The organism is Gilvibacter sediminis, from assembly GCF_028561565.1.
Taxonomy (GTDB): Bacteria; Bacteroidota; Bacteroidia; order Flavobacteriales; family Flavobacteriaceae; genus Gilvibacter; species Gilvibacter sediminis.
The window spans coordinates 1,349,997-1,372,591 of record NZ_JAQQTE010000001.1 but is presented as its reverse complement, the minus strand read 5'-3'; the positions used below and the strand labels follow the sequence as shown (position 1 = coordinate 1,372,591).

Genomic DNA, 22,595 nt, shown 5'->3' with positions numbered 1-22,595 from the left:
CGTTAATCTCGAGTGGATCATTATTCTACTCTTGTGAGACAACCGAGTTGGAACAACTTGTAAGTCCGAACGCAATCTCGCCAGAACAGGCAGACCCAGATCTGTTACTTAACACCATTCAGCGTGCTTTTGTAACAAACGCTATCACGTTCAACGATAGATCTGCAGAATTGACACGTATCGACTATATGTTCGGACGTGACTACTTCAACAACTACAACTCTTCTACCTTTGACGGTGTATGGAGTCGTACTTACAGCAGCATCTTCGCTAACGTACGTATCATTGAGCAACAAAACGAAGCTGACGGTGGAGGACTAGAATTCCACTTAGGAGTTTCTAAAACTATCGAAGCTTATACTTTGATGATGCTAGTAGACTTCATTGGTGATATTCCACTATCTGAAGCTCTTAACCCAGATGAGTTCCCGAATCCAACTCTAGATGACGACGCTGCTGTTTACGCTGCTGCTCGCGCTCGATTGGATGAGGCGAATGCATTCTTTACAGGTGCTAGCGTAGGTTCTGCTACTGACTTCTTCTACGATGGAGAGGTTAGCAACTGGCAACGTCTTGTAAACACTTTGATCATGCGTCACGCATTGACTACTGGTGATATCGCAGCTTTCAACGCTGTAGTTTCTGGTGGAAACTACATCCAAGAAACTTCTCAAGACTTTGAGTTCAAATACGGAACCCAATTGCTTAACCCGAACACTCGTCACCCAGATTACAACGCAGATTACACTGTATCTGGTGCTAACATTTATCAGTCAATGTGGCTAATGCGTCTTATGCAAGATGCTGACGCTGCTGACGGTTCTGATGATGATCCACGTATCCGTTACTACTTCTTCCGTCAGTCAGAATGTACTCCTGGTGCATCTTGTCTTCCTGAAGGAAATGGTGAAACACTTTCTTGTTCTCTTGAATCTGCTCCACCACAATACGCTGGGATCCCTTACTGTTTCCTAGAAGATGGATACTGGGGTCGTAACCACGGTGATGATGACGGTACTCCTCCAGATAACTTTACACGTACTGCTGTAGGTGTTTACCCTGCTGGTGGATTGTTCGATGATAACAGCTTCGGTGGTCTTAACCAAGATGTTGGTGGACTAGGTGAAGGAATCGAGCCTATCATCCTTGCTTCTTACGTTGACTTCTGGAGAGCTGAAGTAGCTCTAGCTGGTGGATCTCCATCTGCTGCTTCTGGATTGGTTGAAGCTGGTTTGACTAAGTCAATCGCTAAAGTTCAGTCTTTCGGTGCACTTGACACAAACCGCGACACGTCTTTCGAGCCAGACGCGACTACTGTATCTGACTTTATCGCTGCTAAATCAGGGATGATTACTGATACTTCAGACGACTCTTGGAATGCTCTTGCTGAGCAGTACTTCGTTACTATGTTTGGTGGTGCTGGTGATGCCTACAACTTCTACAGAAGAACAGGTTACCCAACTACTCTAGATCCAAACGTAGAGCCAGATCCAGGTGTGTTCCCAAGAACTTTCTTGTACCCATCTGTAGAGGTTATTGCGAATCCAAACGTTACTCAACGACAAGACAACGCAACGCAGGTATTCTGGGATACTAAGCCAGCTGGACCGGCTTTCCCACCTGCTAACTAATTGAAAAAAAAATTGAAAAGAATGAAAAATCTATTAAAATTTGCCGCACTAGGAGCTGTACTCGTTATGGGTACAACTTCTTGTGAGGAAGACGCAAACAATACGATTGATCAGGTATTTGACGGTGTAACTAATGGTGCTGTTCTTAGAACTATCGCTATTACGTCTAACGAACTTCCTTTAGGTTCTACGGACGCTGTCTTTTCTGTTGAAATCGAAGAGCAAGACAATCAAGGTGGAGCACTTCTAGAAAGTGTTGACGCTTACTTGACTTTTGCTGATGGTTCTGCTGACGAAGGTGATTCTTCTGCAGCGACCACTGAGGAAGTGTTCATCCGTAACATTCCTGCTAGCGAGTTCTCTCCAGGACCTTTCGGTCTTCCAAGAACTACGTATACGCTTACTCTTACTGAGATGTTAGCAGCAGTAGGATTGACTCCTGATGCGATCTTTGGTGGTGATACTTTCACTACTCGTTTCGCTCTTAATCTTACTGACGGACGTGTATTCTCTGTAAACAATGCTGGTGGTATCATTACCGGTGGTTTCTTTGCTTCTCCATTCCAGTACACTACTCCAGTAGTATGTCCTGTAGGTGAAGAAGAGTTCCTAGGACCATACCAAATTACTAACGGTGTTCCTGGTGTACTTGACTTCAACGTATTTGAAGAAGGAGTAATTGTAGAGATGTACTTCCCAGAAGGTGGTACTTCTGTAGATCGTGCTTTCGACTACGTTTACCTTCCAGATGCTGGTGTAGGACAAGATCCTGTTGATTTCGCAATGCAGTTTATCTGTAACACAGTTGTGATCCCTCCAGGACAGAACTCTGGTCTACAGTGTTCTTCTGGTCTAACTATTGGCCCATCTCCAAACGGAGACTTGGGTGAGTACACAACTGGAGATGACTCTGTATTCATCATCCGCTTTACTGATAACGAAGGAAGCGACTGTGGTGAAGGACCAAGAGACGTATTCGCTACGCTCACTAAACAATAAGATTCTCACTTATTATATAGAAAAAGCTGCCTTTCGAGGCAGCTTTTTTATTTTTGCCCTATGGAAGAACAAGTCAGTCGTATCTACGGAATTCACGCTTTAGAAGAAGCCCTTCAGGCTTCCATGAATATTTCTAAAGTATTTGCACAAACCAATCAGCAACATCCAAAGGTAAAAGCCTTACTCAACGAATGTGCTAAACAAGGTGCGACGATCTCTTACGTACCCATGGAGAAGTTGCAAAAACTTTCCAAAGGACGTAATCATCAAGGTATTGTAGCCAATATTGCTCCCGTCTCTTTTGTCGATCTTGAAGAAATGGTAACTCTGGCAAATGAAGCTACTACCACTCCCCTCTTTATCCTGTTGGATCAGATCAGTGATGTAAGAAACTTTGGAGCAATCATTAGATCTGCAGTTGCAGCAGGTGCTAATGGAATCATCATTCAAAAGAAAGGTGGCGCGCCTGTTAACGCTGATGCGATTAAAACATCCGCAGGAACCTTATTCAAAATTCCGATCTGCAAGGTAGATCATATCAAAGACGCGCTGTTCTATTTTCAAGCTGAAGGCGTTCAGCTAATCGCGGCCACAGAAAAGGGTGAACAATCCCTTTTCGACACCGATCTCAAAAATAGCTTTGCCCTAGTCATGGGTTCTGAAGGACGTGGGGTTAATCCATCGGTCTTAAAAATGATTGATACGCAGATCCACATCCCCATTGCAGAAGAAGTAGATTCGCTCAACGTCGCTGTTGCAAGTGCAGTAATTCTTTTTGAGGCAAAAAGACAGCGCTTGTCCTAAACTTACTCGCTGTCCTCTGAGGAAGGTTTAAAATTGTATTTGATCTCGACCTTTTGCGCTTGTTGATCTGTTTCAACTTCGATCTCTGGCTCAGGCTCATCAGGAACAAAATTACCCGACTCATCAAAGCGTCTCATAAATGGATCCTTAGACGGATCGAACTCTGGATGTTCCCACGGATAGTGATACTCCTGTGTCACACCGCTCTTCACGACTCCAGCAAAAAGAAAGCCCACAAAAAATCCGGACAAATGACCTTCCCAAGAGATCTTAGGATCAATAGGGAAAACATACCACAACAATCCTCCGTATAAGAACACGACAATTAGTGATAAAGCAATAAGACGATAGTAGCCGCTAAATACGCCTTTAAAGAACAGGAAGCTCACCAGCATATAGACTATACCACTGGCACCGATGTGAAACGCTGGTCTACCGATCAGCCAGGTTCCCAGCCCTGACAGTAAAGCGCCATATAGCAATACTTTCCATGCAGCCCGTGGATAGAAGTAAAACAGAAACCACAGCAGGGCCACTAGGGAAATACTATTATTGGTAAGGTGACTGAGGTCTTTGTGAATAAAAGGAGTAAATACAAGTCCCTTTAAACCTTCAAAGGTCCTGGGATAAACACCCCAACTGCGTAAATTGAGATCAAATCTTAGATCGGCCCAGAGCGCAATCCACAAAAGCATAACCAGACCTACAGAGATAGCGATCCGACGAAATTCAAATACAGAGGGATATTCAATTTTTTGCATCTAGTACTAAAGTATCAAAAATTCAGCCATGAATTCGGCGCTGCTAATTTGTCACTTCCTGCGTTAAAAACGTATTTTTAGCCCATGAATGCACCATTGGCAGAACGGATCCGACCCAGAACTTTAGAAGACTACATCAGTCAGCAACACTTAGTGGGTCCAGAAGGTTCTTTGACCAACCAGATCAAACAAGGCATACTCCCCTCTTTGATTCTTTGGGGACCACCCGGAACAGGAAAGACAACTCTTGCCACGATTATTGCCAATACCGTAGAGCGCCCCTTTTTTAAACTCAGCGCTATTAGCAGCGGTGTAAAGGACGTCCGAGAGGTGATCAATAGAGCAAAAAAAGAAGATGGGCTTTTCACTACAAAGAATCCATTGTTATTCATTGATGAGATTCACCGATTTAGTAAATCCCAACAAGATTCACTTTTAGAGGCTGTAGAGAAAGGTTGGGTCACCCTGATCGGTGCCACGACAGAAAATCCGAGTTTTGAGGTAATTCCCGCATTATTGTCGCGCTGTCAGGTCTACGTACTCAACGCCTTCTCTAAAAACGATTTAGAGGCGCTTTTAAAGCGTGCAATTGCTCAAGACGACCTGTTGAACAAAAAAGACATAAAGCTACAGGAAACAGAGGCTATGTTGCGCATTTCTGGTGGTGATGCAAGAAAACTGCTCAACATCCTTGAATTGGTTGTGGCCACGGCAGATTCTGACCGTGTTGTCATAACCAATGACCTAGTTACTCAAAAGGTACAACAAAACGTAGTGCGCTATGACAAAACCGGAGAACAGCATTATGACATTGTATCGGCTTTTATTAAATCGATTCGAGGCAGCGACCCAAATGCTGCGGTTTATTGGCTCGCCAGAATGATAGAAGGCGGCGAGGATGTCAAATTCATTGCGCGCAGACTTTTGATCCTTGCCTCAGAAGATATTGGCAACGCGAATCCACAGGCTTTAATGGTTGCTAACAACACCTTTCAGGCCGTTAGCGTAATTGGTTATCCAGAAGCGCGGATCATCTTGTCTCAGTGTGCTATATACTTGGCAACTTCAGCAAAGAGCAATGCTTCCTATGTGGCTATAAATGAAGCACAGGCTGCCGTTCGGGCGCAAGGGGATCTTCCTGTGCCGCTCTCCATTAGAAATGCACCAACCAAATTGATGAAAGAACTGGGCTATTCAGAAGGTTATCAGTACGCCCATAATTATGAGGGAAATTTTGTTCCGCATCAGTTCTTACCTGAAGAACTCAGCAATTACAACTTCTACCGTCCCGGGAATAACAAAAGAGAACGCGCGCTCAAAGACTACCTAAGCCAGCTTTGGAAAGACAAATACAAATTCTAAGTTAGGACTTTACAAGCTCAAACACGCCTAGCGGCCCATTGTTTCTCCCAACAAGCACCAAAGTTTTACCAGTCCCTTTGTGGTCAATAGCGGTTATGGATTTAGCATCACCTTCTACATAAAAAGTTGATGGCCCTCCGCTGGCCTTAAATGAACCGTCTTGCCACTGCAGTACCATTCCTGTTCCCATGTCCATACGTGGGGTTTCCACCTCTGTATTGTAAATATTACCTACCGCAACAAAGGCAGGAGTTCCATCCGAAGCCACATCCACAGTAATTCCTCCTAAAACAGGAGCCGTTTGTGCATAGGCAGGCAATTCTATAAGATCGTGTCCACCAGCACTATTACTGAGCATAACCATAGAATGAAACTGATTGACCTCACGTTGATAGGCGCTGTTAAGCTTTGCTCCGTAGATATCTTGCAAGGAAGCATTTGCGAAGGCTGCGTAGGTCTCAAATTTCTGAGCGATGAAGGGCATCTGCTGAGAAGAGCATTCCCTACCTCTAACCGGGACATCGCGACCGTTGTACTTACTACTCAAGACCAGATCAAAGCTTCCGTTGTCATCAAAATCATAACCGTACACTTTAAGCGGTGTACTCTCAGTGGCCTTATACTTGCTATTCACTCCGAGGTTCCCTAAAATGTAATCGGGCTTTCCATCTTTATTGATGTCGGTCTCACTAACGGAGAACCACCAGCCTTTTTGATCAGCCAGACCAGCTACGCCTTGATAGGCTTCAAAACTCCCTTGATTGTTGCGATACATCTTCACGGCATCCCATTCGGTCGCTACGATAAGATCGGACCAACCGTCATTGTCAAAATCGGTCACTAGAAGATCATTGACCAAGCCGAGGTTAGCAGCATCTGAAAAGGCCGCAGTACCCGCAGGAGTGAATTGACCGTTCCCGTCATTTTTGAGTAAATAACTCGGAGCAGCTTGTGGGTATTGCTGCGGAAGCATTCGATTCCCAACCATCAGGTCCATATCACCATCTTGATCAAAGTCTAAGGCCGCAACAGCGTGACCGCTCTGTTTGAAGGCACCTAAAACAGCGTTCTCGCTTTTGGTAAAACCGCCTTGACCGTCATTGAGGTACAAGCGGTCGGTGTATTTAATGGATCCCTGCGCAAAGGCGTTACCACCGCTCACCACATAAAGATCCATATCCGAATCTCCATCGGCATCAAAGAAGACGGCCTTCATATCTTCAGCCTCAGCATCTGCAGTAAAGGCAGGCACACGCACACGGCTAAAACCACTCTGGGTTTGTTTGAACAAATAAGCGCTCTGCCCTGCAGCACCTCCAACAAATACATCTTCAAGGCCATCACCGTTGATATCTGCAGTGGCCATAAAGGGGCCCATAGTAGACTGTTTGTATGGCAGAAGCACCTCCAAACTAAAGTCGTTATAATCATTCTCTTTGTGCTGAAAATCCAAGCCCATAGTTGAAGCCGTAGCCTTAAGCATGGCTTGGGATGGATTTACATTACGCCCAGAATCTGTAGCATCAGCCTCCTTAAAAGTCAACGTGCTGTTGGCTGCAATATCTGTTCTAATTTCTTGCTTCCCGCTCGGCCATAGTACTTTCACCTCAGCAACCTGGGTATCTTTTCCAATACCAAAAGATGCGGAATTGGTTGTTGCCGAGAGATAGCCACGCACGCGCTTAGCTTCAATGAGTTGGGTATTGCCCGAATTTTGTGTCAAAAAGATCTGCGGAAAGGCCTCGGAGAGTTTCCCTTCGGTCTTTACGGTGATGAAGTTATTCAGGCCGCGCTCCACCGCAGTGTTCTTATAAACAAAGGCAGTCTCATCAATATTGTTCACTACCAATTCAAGATCGCCATCGTTGTCCAAATCTGCATAAACTGCACCGTTGGAGAAGGATGGATTGGCCAAGCCCCACTGATAGGCTTGATTTTCAAAGGCCAGATCACCTTTGTTCCAAAACATGATATTGGAGAGCTTCTCTGACGGCATGGCATCATAGAGCTGCTTCTTTACCTCTACCGGGACCTGCCCAGCATAAGCCCGTTGTACCTCTGCTACTTGACGGCGCAAATCGTTATCTAAAGCGTAACGTCGGTATCCGTTGGTCACATAAATGTCTTTATTGCCATCCAGATCATAATCTGTGATCAATCCAGCCCAAGACCAATCTGTTTTGGCCATTTTGGTCTGTTGCGCCACGTTGATGAACTTGGCGTCGCCTTGATTGAGCTGAACCGAGTTGTACATATACTGATACGGCATATCGTAGGTATCCACCAACAGAGAAAACCGCTCCTCATTCATTGAAGCCATTAAGGTTTTTGATCTGATGTGGTCACTAGAGGCCATATCCAAAACAAAGATGTCTTTTAGGCCATCATTGTTTAGATCGTCTATATCCACACCCATCCCGTAAAAGGACACTTGTTTGGTGGTTTCTTTAACCTGATTCTTAAAGGTGCCATCCCCTTGATTGAGGTAAAGCGCATCGGGCACATAGTAGTCGTTGGCAACGTAAATATCCAACCAGCCATCTTGGTTGATATCGCTCACGCTGAGTCCAAGTCCAAAAGAGGCATTGAGCACTCCGGCACGTTTGGTCACATCTGTGAAACGCCCGCCATCATTGCGATATAGATGCGTACTGCTGTTGTATAGGTTGGCGTCGTTTTTGTCAATGGTCGCAAAGAAGCGCTGCGGATCCAAACCGTAAAATTCATTCTCATTGGATACTACACAGTCCAGATCACCATCCTTGTCATAGTCAAAAAAAGCAGCCTGAGTGCTGATTCCCTGATCGTTCAAGCCATAAGCCTTGGCAGACTCCTCAAACTGAAAATTACCTTTATTGATAAACAGCAGATTCTCACGATCTTCTTTTTGCTTAGGTCCTCCTTGACTTACGTAAATGTCGAGCAAACCATCGTTGTTCACGTCTGCAACCGTAACTCCATTGGCCCAAACTTTTCCTTCATTAATCTTTGCGGCCTCACTGACATCTTCAAACTTCAGATCTCCCAGATTCTTGTAGAGTTTGTTGGGCTGCTGATTGCCAGCAAAGAAAATATCTTCCAGCCCGTCACCATTGAGATCAGCAACAGCGACTCCAGCTCCGTTGTAGAAATAATCAAAATTGAACAGGTTTTCCATGGTGGAAACGTCATCTACCAAAGTATTGGAGAAATTGATCCCTGTTTGATTGGCGGGTAAAAGCTCAAATAAGGCTTTGCGAGCTTCCTTGGCTTCATCCTTAGGCTTTTTCGTAGTTGCCTTAGCCGTTTGTTCTTTTTCTTTATTGGAGTCCTCACAAGCGACAAACACAAGGCTGAGTACTGCCAATAAGAGCATTCCAATTCTGGTCATCGTCTATTGTTTAGGTTTGAACAACATGATCACTGTTTGATCCATCCCTTCTATGGCGCGCTCTATTTTGAAGTTTTCTCCTTCAACATATCCCTTGCCATTAAATTGCTTGGTTTGAATGTCATAAACGCCATCTTCTTGAGTTGAGAATGATTTACCAATGATATCTCCTTTGTACATGATCACATAGACATCGTCTTTAAAAAGGAGTTCGTAGTCGTTATACACCAAAGCCTTTTCTTTGATCTCCTCCAATTCATCAATCACCGTTGATGCCGCTGTAGCAGTATTATCGGCCTGTGCTTCAACGGCTTCAGAAACTTGCTCCTCTTCTTCCACAACTTCAATCTCTAAAGGCGGTGGTGGCGGGTCTAATTGATCTACAGTGTCTTCAACAACTTCATCTTCTTCCTCAGGCTCAGCAAGCGCCAATTGGTTTACGTTAAGCTCTGCAATAGAAATAAAGGCTTCTCTAACAGCGCCGTGATACGCTTTGCGGTAATCTTTGTCTTTGCTCTTTCCTTCTTGTGAGGTGAACAAGGTATTACCTTCACAATCATTGATGTTGATCACGATCTTGGAATGCATGAAATTTTCCACTCCTTGCACATCGGCATACAATCCTTTACAGGGTTGCTCTTTCAAATAAAGCGGCAATTCATTCCCGATGTAGGCATTAAAACCGTGTTTCTTGAATAAGAAGCGCACCAGTGAATTTACCTGATACTGATCCTTCCCTTTTAGGAATTCAAATTGGTCAGGAACAAAGATGTAATGGTAGTCGTGAATGCTGCTTTGTGCAGTAGAAAGCGAAGTGAAAAGAACCGCTGTGATCAGCGCGAGGAAGCGTAATTTCATTCCCTAGATAATTTAAGATTTAGCCCTAATTGCAAAGATACATTTTTTGCCCTTGCAACATTGCCATATCTCAAAATGTTATCGACTGTAAAATAGAAGTTAACGGGGCCAATATCGGCTGCAAAACCAGCTCCTAAATTACTCGCGGAATACTCATCCACGGTATAAGCTATTTTAGCAGAAAGAAAACCTGTTAGCCTACGATAATAAAAGGCAGACAAGGCCATATGAGGTCTTCTTGGACGGATCACACTAAAGAATTGCAAACCGAGTCTCTCACGCCAGCGCGTACTCTCTTTATTGAGGCAATTGCAATCCTCTCCCTCTCCAAAGGTTCCAAATCCGTAAGAGATGGCTGCGTTTACCTTGGTTGGACGCATTTGCAGGTAAGCGGTAGACAAAGTATCTCTGGGGAAAGCCTCGTCCAGATCATCTGTCAATCTGCGGTAGTAATCGACCGTGCGTTGCCCATCACTTAAAGGTGGAAAAATAAATTCTATCCCGTTGAGCACATAATCACCTCTGGCTGTATAACGCTTTACATCATTACTGTGATAGACAAAACCCAAATCTAAAATACTGGCGTCAAAGGTCCAGTTTCGGTTCCAGTCATAGCTGATCCCCAAATCCACACCTACTCCTAAGTTTCCTCCGAGCATGGCGCGTTTAGCAACTTCTTTCCCAGGGCTTCCGGCTTCTGAGATCGCATCAATACCCGAAGTTCTTACCTCCAAATCCGCATTGGTTACAATGTGTTCGTAGATATTGACGGTTCCTGGATTTTCTGTAGTGACAAAGGTCCCTTGGTTTCCTGTGGAGCTAGCGTGCGCAATATTAGAATACAACTTGGCGCGTGCTCCTACTCTTAAATTTTTATTGAATTGTCTGCTGATTCCAACATGATAAACCATCAGAACTTCAGAGGTCACACTGAGTTGCCCCAGATCAAAACTCCTACCGATGTAGTTTCGGTTTCCTTCCCAAGCCAGATCGGCTAAGTCCTCAGGAAAGTAAGCCAAAACGTCCAGCTCTTGATAAAGCCCGGCAGACCAATAATCGCCTTTGTTATTGCGCCACCCGGCACTGAGAATTTCCAACTGCTGATTTACGGTAAAAAAGTCTCTAAAATTCATTCCAGCGATGGCTTCCGTAATGCGTTGATTGATATCAGTGGATGATTCTTGGAAGATGTCAAAAGCGCTGACTCCGCTGGAACCACCGTGCAAATAAACCTGCGATAGCCCAGGCAGTCCCGCATGAAAATCCTGAGGCATATCCGCAGCCGGATTCACCAAAAGGGATTGTGGAATATCCTCATACCCAAATACAATGGTTTTGTTTTGTGCAAGCATCCCTGCTCCCATCAGCAGGACAGTAAGAAAAGCCAGTAAATTACGCATAGTCTAGAACTCCAAGAAGTAAGCAGATTTAGATTGTAGGTTTAAAGTTCCGTCCAGGGTTTCTACCGTTTCTGGACTCGACACACTGATCACCACGCGCGACGAGCTGGTTAAGGGGCCCAGTTCGGCAGCTGTGTCAAAAACTTCGAGGTGTTCAGTAATTACGGGGGCGGCTACAGTTCCCGCTGCAATTGGAATATCAAACTGATATTGTACTTCATTGTTCAAGGTCATAAATTCAACCTCGAGCTGAAAATCGCGGGGTATGCTATTGGTCAGTTTAAAGAAAACCTCGGCGCGAACCAGAGATTCCTGTATAAAACTGTCGTCTAAAAATCGAATATTCGTGGTATCAGACACCCTGAAAGCTTCTCCGAGCTCTCCCACGGCAGTAAACATCGTTGGATCAACGGTGAAGTATACCAGATCGAGTTCGTACTCTGGCGAAAGTGTGATCTGATCTGCTTGTTCAAAGTCTGTGTCTTTGATACAAGAAGTCATACAACAGATCAGCGCGATAAGAAAAAGTGCTTTCGGTCGCATATTTTAGATTTGGGCGTGGCTAAATATACAACGTTTTTAAAAGGAGGGTATTGCCTTATAAGTAGTTTTTAATTGCAGGGAGGTCATCTACCACAATGCGTTGAGGCTCAACTTGCTGCTTACGGTAATTAAAAAATACCGTGTGCAGACCTACAGCTTCAGCTCCGAGAATATCGGCCTCAAAACTATCTCCGATCATTACTGCATTTTGAGCATTTACACCCGCCAACTTTAGGGCGTGGTGAAATACTTTTGGATTTGGTTTTTTAACGCCGACGTCTTCTGAGGTCGTTACTGTGCTAAAGAAATGCGCAATACCAGAATTCTTCAATTTCTTGTGCTGCACTCCGTGAAATCCATTGGTGATCAGGTGCAATTTGTAATTATCCTTGAGGTATTCCAAGAGATCTTCGGTACCGTCAAACAAGTAATTGTCCTTAGGCAACTCCTCAATATATTGAACCGCCATAGCGTCTATGGTCTCCAAGGGATAACTCAAATCAAATTGCGCAAAGGCATCATTGAGACGGCCGCGTCTTAAACCTTGTTTGTCTATTTGTTCCTCCCGATAGAGGCGCCAGTATTGCAAATTGATGGGTTCATAAACTTCTAAAAATTCATGAAGTTCGAGCGGAATAGAAAAAGCTTTAAACACCCGCGCAAAAGCCAAGCCCGAATTCTTATCAAAATCCCACAGGGTGTGATCTAGGTCAAAGAAGATATCTGTGATCTGCTCTTTATTCATGGGTCAAGTGTTGGGTGTATAAGGTTCTCCAAAATCGATTGTCAAAACTCAAGGCAAAGGTATCATTACGCATCAGTATTATCAAAGAACCACCTGCTTCTATGAGCGCAGTTTTGTACTCTTTGACCAAAGTCTCTATCTCTTCAGTACTCATACTTTCTAAAGCGGTTTGAGCAATGGAATACGGCACTAAACGCAGCGGAGTCTGCACCTCAAAATCCAGATCGTAAAAGTAGAATGGCCTACTGGTCCCGGCTCTGAATCCTGGCGTATCGCTGTAACCCATCGAGTAATTCTCATCGATCTCAAGGTCTACTAAAGCTCGGAGTATATCAGGAATATTAAGGACTCCAGAAGCATTAATACTGCAAGCCACCGGTCTATTGGTTATGGTTTCTAAACGACGTTTCTCCTCTTTGAGCTGCTTGAGATCTGTCAAGGCTCTGTGAGAAATACGCAATCCGACAGGAGCGTAATCTGCTGCGGATTTAATAAGACTCCTGTAGGCCTTCTTGTGATGCGAGATGTTGTAGTCATCTCTGGAATAATCTCCCACTTGAAAGAAACAACGGTAATTCACCTCGTGCTCCTTGCCTACCTCAGCCAACCAGTCAAAGGTGTTGTGCGGATCCTTACTGAGCAACAGCAATACCCGTGTCCGGCGGGCGACGGCTCGGAATTTGAATCGAAACAGGTCCGAGAAATATCCGAAGAAACTCCTCAAAAAGCCTTTACTCTTATACTCAAAGGCCTGAGGGACGTCAATTAGGTTTTGTATCTCAAACTCGGGCAATTGATATGTTATTTCTGGATAAGCCTCTCGAAGGGCTTCCAAGAACTTTTGAGCCCAAATATCTACTACCGGCTGATTCAAAAAATTGGCCGTGGCGGCCAAACTCTCTGCCGCTGGGTAGCGCCCCATTGCATCCTTTACATGTGGTAAATATTCTTCATAACGACTCAGGAGATAAAAGCTAGCCGCGAAAATATCAAAGGGCAAGCTGCTGTCTGGAGAGGTAGCAAAAAATCCTACGGTCTGCTCCCAAGGACGCACTCTAATCTCAATATCTGCAATACCTTGCTCAAAAAGCAATTCATGGCTTTTTATGTAGAAGGTGTTGTTTCCCTGCCCGCTTGGCCCGTACCAGATCTTTGGCCCACCATGAGCCACAAAGGTGGGAATCTCTGTGGTAAAGGCAATAGGCATCCCCAAGAGTCTCGTACAAATGTGTTTGAAAACATAGGTGAGTCTTGGTGTGTTCTTAGGACTGTAAATGAGCAGTGAATCCAAGGGCTACAACAGGTGTTTGTCTGCAAAGCTAAAGTACGCTTTTTCAGTCACAATGAGGTGATCCAAAACGGTGACATCAATTGCCTTAGCAGCTTTGACGATCTTCTGGGTTAAGGCGATATCTGCCTGACTGGGTTTCAAGGTTCCTGAAGGATGGTTGTGAACTAGGATCATCCCAACAGCCTTGGCTAAAAGTGCCTTTTTGAGAATGATTCGCACATCCACCAAAGTACCGGTATAGCCGCCACTGCTTATCTTTGAACGCGCCAGCACCCCATGGGCATTGTTTAAAAAGAGTACCCAAAACTCCTCGTGATCCAAATGTCCGAGCAAGGGTTCCATGCAGGTGTAGGCAGCAGCACTACTGTTGATGCATTTGGTGCTTTCTGCAGCGGAGTCTCGACTGCGACGACCCAATTCAAAAGCAGCTACCACGGTGGCCGCCTTGGCCAAACCAATTCCAGGGATATCAAGTAGCTCAGTGATCTCTGCTCTTGACAACCGATCCAAGCGATGGTCTGCTTCTTTTAAAAGTTTACGCGCTAGCCCTAGGGCGGATACGTCCTTATTACCCGAACGCAATAAAATTGCGAGGAGTTCTTCCGCAGTCAAATGAGCCGCTCCAGAGCTCATTAATCGCTCTCTGGGTCGCTCTCTGTTTGGAATTTGTTTCAGGGAATCTTTCTGAGATGAATTTGTCAAACTTTAGGTATCTTGTGGGAAGAAACCACCTAAATGCAAGCTAATGAATTCTTTGTTTGAGGCAGAAGCCTATCAAGAAATAAAGGCACGAATTGATAAATTAACACCAGAAGCCGCTAATCAATGGGGCAAGATGAATCCGGCCCAAATGATGCATCATTGCCAGTTTCCTTTAAAGACCGCTTTAAAATCAGAATACCAAAAACCCAAGGTTTCTTTGATGGCGAGATTATTTAAAAAATCTTTGTACAGCGATAAGGCCTGGCGCAAGAATTTACCAACACCCAAGCGTTTTAAGGTTTTAGAGCAGAAAGATTTCAACGCGGAAAAGCAAACGCTCAACGAACTCATTGATGCCTTTTACAACCGAAGAGAAAATCAAGAGTGGAATCCACACCCGATGTTTGGACACTTTACTCATCAGCAGTGGGGAAAGATGCAATACAAGCATTTAGACCACCATTTGAAGTCTTTTGGGGTGTAAGAGCTATTTGACCTTCACTTTTACCGAAATAGGCACATAATCGAGATTGTCGCTACGAGAAATAGGATCGCCATTTTTTAGATACAAAACTGATTCTAATCGACCGTTAGGAATACGCTCGAGCAGCTCATAATTACTAGAAAACAACTCCTCAGACAATTGTGGCTTTTCTCCTGAAAAAGTAGTATCCACAACAAAAAGGTGACGTATATCGCGTTTCTTTTTAGTCCAAGCTAAAGAAAAGGTTTTATAGGTTTTTTCTGAGATAAGCGTGTCTTGAATTCCGCTGGGCGTAAAGTCAAACCGATAGCTTTTTGAGCCGCGGAGTCTGCTCAGGTCATTCTGTTTTAAAACGATGGTCACATCTACCCGATCAAAGGCAGACCAAGCCATGGAAGAATAGCTATACCAACCTTCTTCATTATCGATCATGGTGATCGTCACTTTGTCATTAGGCGCGTCGATCTGCAAGAACATATGATAGCTGTTGTCTTGGCTGTTGATCGCGGTGTAGGTCTTTTTTGGGCTGTAATCCTTTTGGATAGGCGTAACATAATTGATCGCCAAGAGATCAAATTCATACACGCGCTCTTCTTGTGCCAAAACAGGCACAGTAAAAAATAGTGTCAGTAGCAGCGCAAGCGCTCGCATTTAATAAAGTGATTTTAATCGCTCAAAATCCAAGCCTCCGTAGTTTCCAGAACTCATCAGCAATAAATTCTTAGCGCTGAGATCTTGACCAAATAAGAAGTCTTGAAAAGCCTCTGGGTCTGTGAATATCTTCAGATCACTGCGCTGGAAAGCCTCTTCAATTTGAGCAGCCGATACCGGAGCTAGCTTTTTGATCTCTACGGCATGTGGACTGTAAAAGACCGCTGCCTCATCTGCAGCGTCTAATGCTCCTTTATACTGAGCTAAGAATTCTGGAGTCAAACTGCTGTAGGTGTGCAATTCCACACAGGCCAATAAAGTTCTGTTGGGATATTGTCCTTTTAATGCTTTGGTTGTAGCCTCTACTTTAGAAGGCGAATGCGCAAAGTCTTTATATGCAACTGCGGAGCTGGATTTCGCAACCAACTCCAAGCGTTTACTGGCTCCTTTAAAGGTGGAAATGGCTTCGTAGAAATCTTCTGCGTCCACACCCATCAATTGACAGATCCAACGCGCTCCTTCTAAATTGCTCAAGTTGTGCTTCCCAAAGATCTGCAAAGGCATAGGTCCGTCTGGAGTGTGCAAAAGCGTCTCTCCGTCCTCTACTTCATATTCCGGAGTACGATACGGGTATTTCTTTATAGGTTGACTGCAAGCCTCAACTACTGCTTTGACCTGCTCGTCTTCTTCATTGTAGACAATGGCTCCACCGGGAGTGATCTGCTCCAAAAAGATGGCGAACTGCTCCACATAATTCTCGAAGGTTGGAAATACGTTGATGTGATCCCAAGCAATGCCGCTCAACAAAGCGATATTAGGTTTGTATAAGTGAAATTTGGGTCTCAAGTCTAAAGCCGATGAAAGGTATTCATCTCCTTCTAAGACCATAAAATCGTTGTCTGGATTGAGCGACACCATACGGTCAAAGCCTTCCAGTTGCGCGCCTACCATAAAATCGACCTCCTTGTCCACATAATCCAAAACGTGTAAGATCATAGAAGTAATGGAGGTCTTTCCGTGAGAGCCGCCAATGACCACGCGGGTCTTGAGTTTGGATTGCTCGTAGAGAAATTCGGGATAGGAATAGATCGAAAGGCCGAGTTCTTTGGCTTTCAAGAGCTCCGGATTGTCTCCTTTAGCATGCATCCCCAAGATGACTGCCTCAATATCCGCAGTGATCCGGTCTGCGCTCCAACCAAAAGAGTCTGGCAAAAGTCCAGCAGCTTTCAATCGGGAATAAGAAGGTTCAAAGATCTCGTCGTCACTTCCAGTCACCTGATCACCTTGATGGTGTAGGGCTAGTGCGAGGTTGTGCATGGCGCTTCCGCCAATAGCTATAAAATGTACGCGCATCGGTTAAAATAAAAAGTAAAGATAAGAATCAGCAGCAACTCATTTGCCCTATGGCAACAGCTTCTTTTTTGGCTTCTTTGAAGTCGGGTCTGGAAGCCAGCGCCTTGTCAATCCACGTTTGTGCTTGCCCTTTGTCTCCTAGGTTTCTATAGATCTGAGCCAAACGATAATACGCCCAATCCTTGGGCACGCCGTCTTTAACGGTGTAATTCTCTATATACTTGACCAAACAGTTGATCCCCAATTCCGGGTTGATGTTATAAGTTGCCGCAATCTTCCCGATCTGATAGTGCAAACGGTTGTTGTCATGAGCCGCCAAACACGCCCGAGTGGTTTCTATGGCCTTCTCTCCTTCTCCGTGCGCCTCATAGAGGTCAATTAGCTTGTTGTATGTCAGTTCCGAACCACCGACCTCAATGGCCTTTTTATAAGCGGATTCGGCGTCTTTAAAATCTTCATTATACTCAGCGATATATCCTTTAGCCAACCATCCATCAACTGGAGACAGCGCTAAAAGTTCATTGGCGTACTTTTGTGCTTTGCGTTCACTACCGCCAACAATTCCGGGCAATTGCATAAAGAATTCCACCAAGGCCCAACGCACCTCAATGTGTTTAGGGTCTAATTCTGCAGCGGTTAAAAAAGCTGATTTTATATCGCCCAACATGCCCAAAGCCTTAAACTTACTCACCGATAAGGCTTTCATCCCCATAGCTCCACCGTATTTATAATGATACTCTGCGTGTTTTGGTTTTGCCAGAGCTAGCTTTTCATAAACCACAATACTCTCGTCCCATTTCTCTTGATATCCCAAAGCGTCCCCATAGAGTTCTTGGGCCTCTAGATTGTTTGGGTCTGATTGCAGGTAATTGTAAAGAATTCTTTCTGATTGGGCGTAGTTCTTTTGTTCTATGAGCTTTTTAGCCTCTGTCAAGGACGCCTGAGCATAAGTCAGGGTCGCACTAAAAATGAACAAAAGGAAAAGGGCGGTCTTTCGCATAGCAAAACAAATCTATTATAAGTTTTTAAAACCTCAGCTGATTTTTACGTCTCTTTAACGCCAAATTATTGTGGTGGAAACGATCTCAAGAGTTTTGCTGCTACCTTCAAATAGTGTTCCGCTTTTTGCTCCGGAGTGGATGTGGTGAAGTATTTCCGAACCGAAACCCCTTGCCAGATCAGCTCGTCTTTAACAGGATCTACGAAATCTAAAGTGAGTGTTTGGAGGATCTTATTTCCTCCAACGGGGATGCTACCGCTACCGCCAACAGCGATACCTCCGCCTCCACTGCCAATGCCAATTCCTATGGAATTTGCAGGAACAATCTCTTCCACCGCATAGAAATTGATCATAAAATCTGCAGCTTCACTTTCAATAAATCCTTGACTTTGCAGTAAACTATCTACGCTGCGTTTTACGCGGCGGTTGTCTAATTCACTGAGTCCGGAATCTAGACTGGTAAACCATTTATAGGTCTTGTAGTTGGTAAAATTCGTAGCCGGATCAAAGTCAACCCGAGCCGTTGGGCCGCAACCCACTAGGAGTAAAAAAACCACTAGAAAGCAGGGAACTACTCGACAGTTGAAGTATTTAACATTTTCCATAGCGCATCTTTTAAAGGCATCAAGCCAGTTTGTGCTACTGAAGATATGAAAAGATAAGGTACGTCGGTGAATTGCTGATCCAATTCTTCTTTCATCTCTGCCTTGAGCTCATCATCCAACATGTCGGATTTAGAAATGGCAATGAGGCGCTCTTTGTCTAACAACTCTGGATTGTATCTGCGGAGCTCATCCAACAAGATCTCGTATTGCTTGTAGATATCGTCTGCATCTGCAGGAACTAAGAACAGCAACACAGAATTGCGCTCAATATGGCGCAAAAAGCGGTGTCCGATCCCTTTACCCTCAGCAGCTCCCTCAATGATCCCAGGAATATCTGCCATTACAAAGGTTTGGTAATCGCGGTATTCCACAATTCCCAAATTCGGCTTTAGGGTGGTGAATTCGTAGGCAGCAATTTTAGGTTTGGCCGCTGTGATCACAGATAGTAAAGTAGATTTCCCAGCGTTGGGGAAGCCTACCAAGCCAACATCGGCTAAAACTTTAAGCTCTAAAGTAATGTTCTTCTCCTCGCCTTCTAAACCAGGCTGCGCATAACGCGGTGTTTGCCGCGTAGCACTTTTAAAGTGCCAGTTTCCAAGACCACCTTTACCGCCTTCTGCAATGACCAATTCTTCATTGGCTTCGGTGAGTTCGTGTAAGATTTCTTGGTCTTCTGTTCTGCGGATCACCGTACCGCGTGGCACCTCAATGATCACATCTTTACCGTTGGCACCCGTAGAGCGTTGCTTACCACCGTTTTCGCCATGATCTGCCTTAAAGTGTCTTTTGAATTTGAGGTGATAGAGCGTCCAAAAGTTGGGGTTTGCTCTAATGATCACGTGTCCGCCACGACCGCCATCACCGCCATCAGGGCCTCCTTTGGCAATGTACTTTTCGCGGTGTAAATGCGCGCTTCCCTTACCACCTTTACCAGAAGTAACGTGTATCTTCACATAGTCTACAAAGTTGCCTTCTGTCATGGCTCTTGTTTTTTACTGCGGATTATAACTGATCGATCACAGACGTTAAACGCCCGGTGATCTCGTCAATGGATCCTACGCCGTCAATGGCGTGGAATTTATCTTGATTTTGATAGTACCCTTTTAAAACGGCGGTTTTTTCATTGTACTCCTCAAAACGGTTGCGAATCTTTGACTCGTCTTGATCATCTGCACGGCCGCTAGTTTTTCCGCGTTCTAACAAACGCTCCACCAAGATCTCGGTATCTACCTCAAGGGCCACACAACCACTTACTGCAGAGTTCATGCTTTCCAAAAGTTCATCCAAAGCAGCTGCTTGCGCTTCTGTTCTAGGGAATCCATCAAAGATAAAGCCTTTGGCCTGCGGATTCTTCTCAACCTCTGCACGCAGCATATCAATGGTCAAAGAATCCGGCACTAAATCTCCACGGTCCATATAGGCCTGTGCAGCTTGTCCCAGCTCTGTATTATTCTTCATATTGTAACGGAATACATCTCCGGTAGAGATGTGTACCAGCTCGTAACGATCTTTGATCAATGCGGCTTGTGTTCCTTTTCCGGCTCCCGGAGGGCCAAACAATACGAGATTTGTCATTTGTTGTGCTTTTAAAATGTAAATGTCTTTTAAGTTTCTACCCAAGCCGTTGTAGTCCAAACCGTATCCAACTATGAAACGGTCTTCAATCTCCATCCCTACATAATCTAAGGGAAAGGATTTAAGGTAAGCATCGGGTTTATAAAAAAGCGAGGCGATCGAATAACTGGCCACCTGCTCTTGATTTAAAATTTCAATAATCGCCTCAATAGTGTTACCAGAGTCTACGATATCTTCAACCACAATGACGTGCCTGTCTTTAAGTGAGGGTTCTGCGCCCATTACCGTAGAGATGTCTCCAGAACTGCTTAGTCCGTCATAGCTCGCCACTTTAATAAAGCTGAGCTCACAAGGATAATTGAAACGTTTGATCAAATCCGCAGCAAAGAAAAAAGCTCCGTTGAGTACCACCAAGAAAACGGGGTTCTTGGCTTTGAAGTCATCTGCAACGCGCACAGCAACACCATTTACAGCATGCTGCACATCGGTTGCCGTTAAGTACTTTTCAAATTGCTTGTCTCCTAGAGTGATCAAATCGCTTGAGGCCTTTTAAATTCGGGGCAAAGATACGCTTTTAACGCATTATACGTAAGAAGACCAAACAAAACCCTTATATAGTGGTAAAACTTTGTAGTGAGGGTTCAAAGTGCAATAAAAACAGGCAGTTTGGAAATTGGAACATAGCAGCGCTACGTTTCAATTGAAAACTGCAGTTACAAGCTGTTTTTGAAGCAATTTGGGGCTGTAATAAATTTTTTACCGCGGTATAAGGGTTAGAATCAAAAGCCTTATTTTTGTGGTTCATTTGGTAAAATAATGACCGATTACTTCTCTACAAACTTCACTTTAGGTATTCTAGGCGGAGGACAACTGGGCAAAATGCTCCTGTACGACACCCGCAAATTTGACATCAAAACAAAAGTATTGGACCCTAGCGCTGAGGCGCCTTGCCGCATTTCTTGCGACACTTTTGTTCAAGGCGATCTGATGGATTTTGACACGGTTTACAGCTTCGGAAAAGATGTGGACGTGCTCACCATTGAGATTGAAGGCGTGAATTTGGACGCTTTGGAAAAGCTAGAATCAGAAGGGGTTAAAACCTATCCGCAAGCAGCGACTCTTAGAAATATACAGAACAAAGGCGTGCAAAAAGACTTTTATGCCAAGCATGAAATTCCAACGGCACCCTACCAGCGTTTTGAATCTACTGGGGAAGCAAAAGCTTGGGTGGCAGCCAACAATTGGGAGCTGCCTTTTGTTTGGAAAAGTTGTGTGGGAGGTTATGACGGTATGGGCGTAAAGATCGTTCGTGACCTGAGTGATCTGGACGGCTTGGCTAACGTGCCCTGTATAGCTGAAAAGATGATTCCTTTCAAGAACGAACTCGCCGTGATCGTGGCGCGTTCTTCCAATGGAGAAGCTGTGAGCTACCCGGTAGTGGAGATGGAATTTCATCCTGAGGCCAATCAGGTGGAGTATGTGATCTGCCCGGCCCGTATTGACGATGCCGTTGCGCAGAAAGCACGTGAAGTTGCACTTAAAGCATCCGCAGCATTTGGACATGTTGGGCTATTAGCTGTAGAACTCTTCCAAACAGAAGACGATCAGATCTTGGTCAATGAAGTAGCACCGCGTCCGCACAATAGCGGCCACTACAGCATTGAGGCCAGTTTTACCAATCAGTTTGAACAACACCTGCGCGCCGTGCTCGGTTTGCCGTTAGGAAATACTGATAGCAAGGTCGGCGGGATAATGGTTAACTTGGTAGGAGCCGAAGGGCATACCGGCCAGGTTCGCTATGAAAATATTGCGGAGATCATGAGTTTGCCAGGGGTAACGCCTCACATTTACGGCAAAAAGATGACCCGCCCTTTTAGAAAGATGGGCCATGTGACCATCACCAACGAGAATCTGGTAGAGGCCAGACGCATCGCTCAAGAAGTAAAAGAAAAAATACGCGTAATTAGTAGTCATGAGTAAAGTAGGAATCATAATGGGCAGCACCAGTGACCTGCCAGTAATGCAAGAAGCCATTGATATTTTGGCGGGATTTGATATTCAAACTGAGGTGGATATTGTATCGGCACACAGAACACCGGACAAACTTTTTGACTACGGAAAGCACGCCCATAAGCGTGGCTTTTCAGTGATCATTGCCGGAGCTGGAGGTGCAGCGCATTTACCAGGCATGATCGCTTCTTTATCGCCACTGCCTGTGATTGGAGTTCCTGTAAAATCGAGAAACTCTATTGACGGTTGGGATTCTGTTCTTTCCATCTTGCAAATGCCAGGAGGCGTACCTGTAGCGACAGTAGCTTTAGACGGAGCCAAGAATGCAGGTATCCTTGCCGCGCAGATCATTGGAGCTCACGACAAATGTGTGTTGGATAAGATCATCGCTTACAAAGAAGGCCTGAAGATTAAAGTAGAAGAAGGTGCCAAATCCTTGAAGGAAAAATAA

At 44.8% G+C, this 22,595-nt stretch carries 21 protein-coding genes; 7 read left to right on the top strand and 14 right to left on the bottom strand.

Going from position 1 to position 22,595, the window contains the following annotated elements:
* Window positions 1-47 precede the first annotated feature (47 nt).
* The 3 genes from POW22_RS06250 to rlmB are packed head-to-tail and all read left to right on the top strand — an operon-like array spanning window position 48 to window position 3,434.
* On the top strand, window positions 48-1,631 hold the full coding sequence (locus tag POW22_RS06250; protein ID WP_272831769.1) for a SusD/RagB family nutrient-binding outer membrane lipoprotein: 1,584 nt from the start codon (window positions 48-50) through the stop codon (window positions 1,629-1,631).
* A gap of 21 nt (window positions 1,632-1,652) precedes the next feature.
* Window positions 1,653-2,630 (top strand): hypothetical protein, encoded by a 978-nt coding sequence (locus POW22_RS06245; RefSeq protein WP_272831768.1) that lies wholly within the window; start codon window positions 1,653-1,655, stop codon window positions 2,628-2,630.
* Window positions 2,631-2,690: 60 nt separating this feature from the next.
* A complete protein-coding gene (gene rlmB / locus POW22_RS06240) occupies window positions 2,691-3,434 on the top strand; it encodes a 23S rRNA (guanosine(2251)-2'-O)-methyltransferase RlmB (RefSeq protein ID WP_272831767.1) in 744 nt (247 codons plus the stop codon).
* A 2-nt stretch (window positions 3,435-3,436) separates the two neighbouring features.
* Here rlmB and POW22_RS06235 read toward each other — a convergent pair whose 3' ends face one another.
* On the bottom strand, window positions 3,437-4,195 hold the full coding sequence (locus POW22_RS06235; RefSeq protein WP_272831766.1) for a rhomboid family intramembrane serine protease: 759 nt from the start codon (window positions 4,193-4,195) through the stop codon (window positions 3,437-3,439).
* Window positions 4,196-4,279: 84 nt separating this feature from the next.
* Here POW22_RS06235 and POW22_RS06230 point away from each other — a divergent pair, with 84 nt between their 5' ends.
* Window positions 4,280-5,557, top strand: a complete 1,278-nt coding sequence (locus tag POW22_RS06230) for a replication-associated recombination protein A (RefSeq protein WP_272831765.1) — start codon at window positions 4,280-4,282, stop codon at window positions 5,555-5,557.
* Window position 5,558: 1 nt separating this feature from the next.
* On the opposite strand, the gene POW22_RS06225 is transcribed toward POW22_RS06230, so the two are convergent.
* Genes POW22_RS06225 through radC form a run of 7 tightly spaced genes read right to left on the bottom strand, consistent with a single transcriptional unit; the run spans window position 5,559 to window position 14,466 of the window.
* Window positions 5,559-8,927 carry a VCBS repeat-containing protein gene (locus tag POW22_RS06225; RefSeq protein WP_272831764.1) on the bottom strand — a complete coding sequence of 1,123 codons (3,369 nt, stop codon included), beginning with the start codon at window positions 8,925-8,927 and terminating at the stop codon, window positions 5,559-5,561.
* A 3-nt stretch (window positions 8,928-8,930) separates the two neighbouring features.
* Window positions 8,931-9,785, bottom strand: a complete 855-nt coding sequence (locus tag POW22_RS06220) for a hypothetical protein (RefSeq protein ID WP_272831763.1) — start codon at window positions 9,783-9,785, stop codon at window positions 8,931-8,933.
* On the bottom strand, window positions 9,782-11,185 hold the full coding sequence (locus tag POW22_RS06215) for a DUF5723 family protein (protein ID WP_272831762.1): 1,404 nt from the start codon (window positions 11,183-11,185) through the stop codon (window positions 9,782-9,784). Before POW22_RS06215 ends, POW22_RS06220 begins: the two co-directional genes overlap by 4 nt.
* Before the next feature lie 3 nt (window positions 11,186-11,188).
* Entirely contained in the window at window positions 11,189-11,728 is a 540-nt protein-coding gene (locus tag POW22_RS06210; RefSeq protein ID WP_272831761.1) for a hypothetical protein, read from the bottom strand.
* Between the two features lie 55 nt (window positions 11,729-11,783).
* Complete coding sequence (locus POW22_RS06205) at window positions 11,784-12,473, bottom strand: YjjG family noncanonical pyrimidine nucleotidase (RefSeq protein WP_272831760.1); 690 nt, start codon at window positions 12,471-12,473, stop codon at window positions 11,784-11,786.
* Window positions 12,466-13,764 carry a polysaccharide deacetylase family protein gene (locus POW22_RS06200; RefSeq protein WP_272831759.1) on the bottom strand — a complete coding sequence of 433 codons (1,299 nt, stop codon included), beginning with the start codon at window positions 13,762-13,764 and terminating at the stop codon, window positions 12,466-12,468. Before POW22_RS06200 ends, POW22_RS06205 begins: the two co-directional genes overlap by 8 nt.
* 3 nt (window positions 13,765-13,767) lie before the next feature.
* Entirely contained in the window at window positions 13,768-14,466 is a 699-nt protein-coding gene (radC, locus tag POW22_RS06195; protein WP_272831758.1) for a RadC family protein, read from the bottom strand.
* A gap of 43 nt (window positions 14,467-14,509) precedes the next feature.
* Here radC and POW22_RS06190 point away from each other — a divergent pair, with 43 nt between their 5' ends.
* On the top strand, window positions 14,510-14,950 hold the full coding sequence (locus POW22_RS06190; protein WP_272831757.1) for a DUF1569 domain-containing protein: 441 nt from the start codon (window positions 14,510-14,512) through the stop codon (window positions 14,948-14,950).
* A gap of 3 nt (window positions 14,951-14,953) precedes the next feature.
* Here the strand turns inward: POW22_RS06190 and POW22_RS06185 are convergent, their stop codons facing one another.
* The 6 genes from POW22_RS06185 to POW22_RS06160 all read right to left on the bottom strand — a co-directional run bounded on the left by POW22_RS06185 (window position 14,954) and on the right by POW22_RS06160 (window position 20,668).
* On the bottom strand, window positions 14,954-15,601 hold the full coding sequence (locus POW22_RS06185) for a hypothetical protein (protein ID WP_272831756.1): 648 nt from the start codon (window positions 15,599-15,601) through the stop codon (window positions 14,954-14,956).
* A complete protein-coding gene (locus tag POW22_RS06180) occupies window positions 15,602-16,954 on the bottom strand; it encodes a UDP-N-acetylmuramate--L-alanine ligase (RefSeq protein WP_272831755.1) in 1,353 nt (450 codons plus the stop codon). It lies immediately after the preceding gene.
* A 28-nt stretch (window positions 16,955-16,982) separates the two neighbouring features.
* Window positions 16,983-17,954, bottom strand: coding sequence for a tetratricopeptide repeat protein (locus tag POW22_RS06175; RefSeq protein WP_272831754.1), 972 nt, complete (start codon window positions 17,952-17,954; stop codon window positions 16,983-16,985).
* Window positions 17,955-18,019: 65 nt separating this feature from the next.
* Window positions 18,020-18,559: a DUF4136 domain-containing protein gene (locus POW22_RS06170; RefSeq protein ID WP_272831753.1), complete on the bottom strand. Its 540-nt coding sequence runs from the start codon at window positions 18,557-18,559 to the stop codon at window positions 18,020-18,022.
* Window positions 18,526-19,539 (bottom strand): GTPase ObgE, encoded by a 1,014-nt coding sequence (gene obgE / locus POW22_RS06165; protein ID WP_272831752.1) that lies wholly within the window; start codon window positions 19,537-19,539, stop codon window positions 18,526-18,528. Before obgE ends, POW22_RS06170 begins: the two co-directional genes overlap by 34 nt.
* Window positions 19,540-19,561: 22 nt before the next feature.
* The gene (locus POW22_RS06160) at window positions 19,562-20,668 is read right to left on the bottom strand and encodes an adenylate kinase (RefSeq protein ID WP_272831751.1); all 1,107 of its coding nucleotides are present in this window, start codon (window positions 20,666-20,668) and stop codon (window positions 19,562-19,564) included.
* A gap of 282 nt (window positions 20,669-20,950) precedes the next feature.
* On the opposite strand from POW22_RS06160, the gene purK reads away from it, so the two are divergent.
* Complete coding sequence (gene purK, locus POW22_RS06155; protein ID WP_272831750.1) at window positions 20,951-22,114, top strand: 5-(carboxyamino)imidazole ribonucleotide synthase; 1,164 nt, start codon at window positions 20,951-20,953, stop codon at window positions 22,112-22,114.
* The gene (gene purE / locus POW22_RS06150; protein WP_272831749.1) at window positions 22,107-22,595 is read left to right on the top strand and encodes a 5-(carboxyamino)imidazole ribonucleotide mutase; all 489 of its coding nucleotides are present in this window, start codon (window positions 22,107-22,109) and stop codon (window positions 22,593-22,595) included. Before purK ends, purE begins: the two co-directional genes overlap by 8 nt.

Bases quoted from the DNA above. Each gene is read 5' to 3' on its own strand.
- POW22_RS06245 (WP_272831768.1), top strand. From the start codon at position 1,653: ATGAAAAATCTATTAAAATTTGCCGCACTAGGAGCTGTACTCGTTATG.
- rlmB (WP_272831767.1), top strand. From the start codon at position 2,691: ATGGAAGAACAAGTCAGTCGTATCTACGGAATTCACGCTTTAGAAGAA.
- POW22_RS06235 (WP_272831766.1), bottom strand. From the start codon at position 4,195: ATGCAAAAAATTGAATATCCCTCTGTATTTGAATTTCGTCGGATCGCT.
- POW22_RS06230 (WP_272831765.1), top strand. From the start codon at position 4,280: ATGAATGCACCATTGGCAGAACGGATCCGACCCAGAACTTTAGAAGAC.
- POW22_RS06225 (WP_272831764.1), bottom strand. From the start codon at position 8,927: ATGACCAGAATTGGAATGCTCTTATTGGCAGTACTCAGCCTTGTGTTT.
- POW22_RS06220 (WP_272831763.1), bottom strand. From the start codon at position 9,785: ATGAAATTACGCTTCCTCGCGCTGATCACAGCGGTTCTTTTCACTTCG.
- POW22_RS06215 (WP_272831762.1), bottom strand. From the start codon at position 11,185: ATGCGTAATTTACTGGCTTTTCTTACTGTCCTGCTGATGGGAGCAGGG.
- POW22_RS06210 (WP_272831761.1), bottom strand. From the start codon at position 11,728: ATGCGACCGAAAGCACTTTTTCTTATCGCGCTGATCTGTTGTATGACT.
- POW22_RS06205 (WP_272831760.1), bottom strand. From the start codon at position 12,473: ATGAATAAAGAGCAGATCACAGATATCTTCTTTGACCTAGATCACACC.
- POW22_RS06190 (WP_272831757.1), top strand. From the start codon at position 14,510: ATGAATTCTTTGTTTGAGGCAGAAGCCTATCAAGAAATAAAGGCACGA.
- POW22_RS06185 (WP_272831756.1), bottom strand. From the start codon at position 15,601: ATGCGAGCGCTTGCGCTGCTACTGACACTATTTTTTACTGTGCCTGTT.
- POW22_RS06180 (WP_272831755.1), bottom strand. From the start codon at position 16,954: ATGCGCGTACATTTTATAGCTATTGGCGGAAGCGCCATGCACAACCTC.
- POW22_RS06175 (WP_272831754.1), bottom strand. From the start codon at position 17,954: ATGCGAAAGACCGCCCTTTTCCTTTTGTTCATTTTTAGTGCGACCCTG.
- POW22_RS06170 (WP_272831753.1), bottom strand. From the start codon at position 18,559: ATGGAAAATGTTAAATACTTCAACTGTCGAGTAGTTCCCTGCTTTCTA.
- obgE (WP_272831752.1), bottom strand. From the start codon at position 19,539: ATGACAGAAGGCAACTTTGTAGACTATGTGAAGATACACGTTACTTCT.
- purK (WP_272831750.1), top strand. From the start codon at position 20,951: ATGACCGATTACTTCTCTACAAACTTCACTTTAGGTATTCTAGGCGGA.
- purE (WP_272831749.1), top strand. From the start codon at position 22,107: ATGAGTAAAGTAGGAATCATAATGGGCAGCACCAGTGACCTGCCAGTA.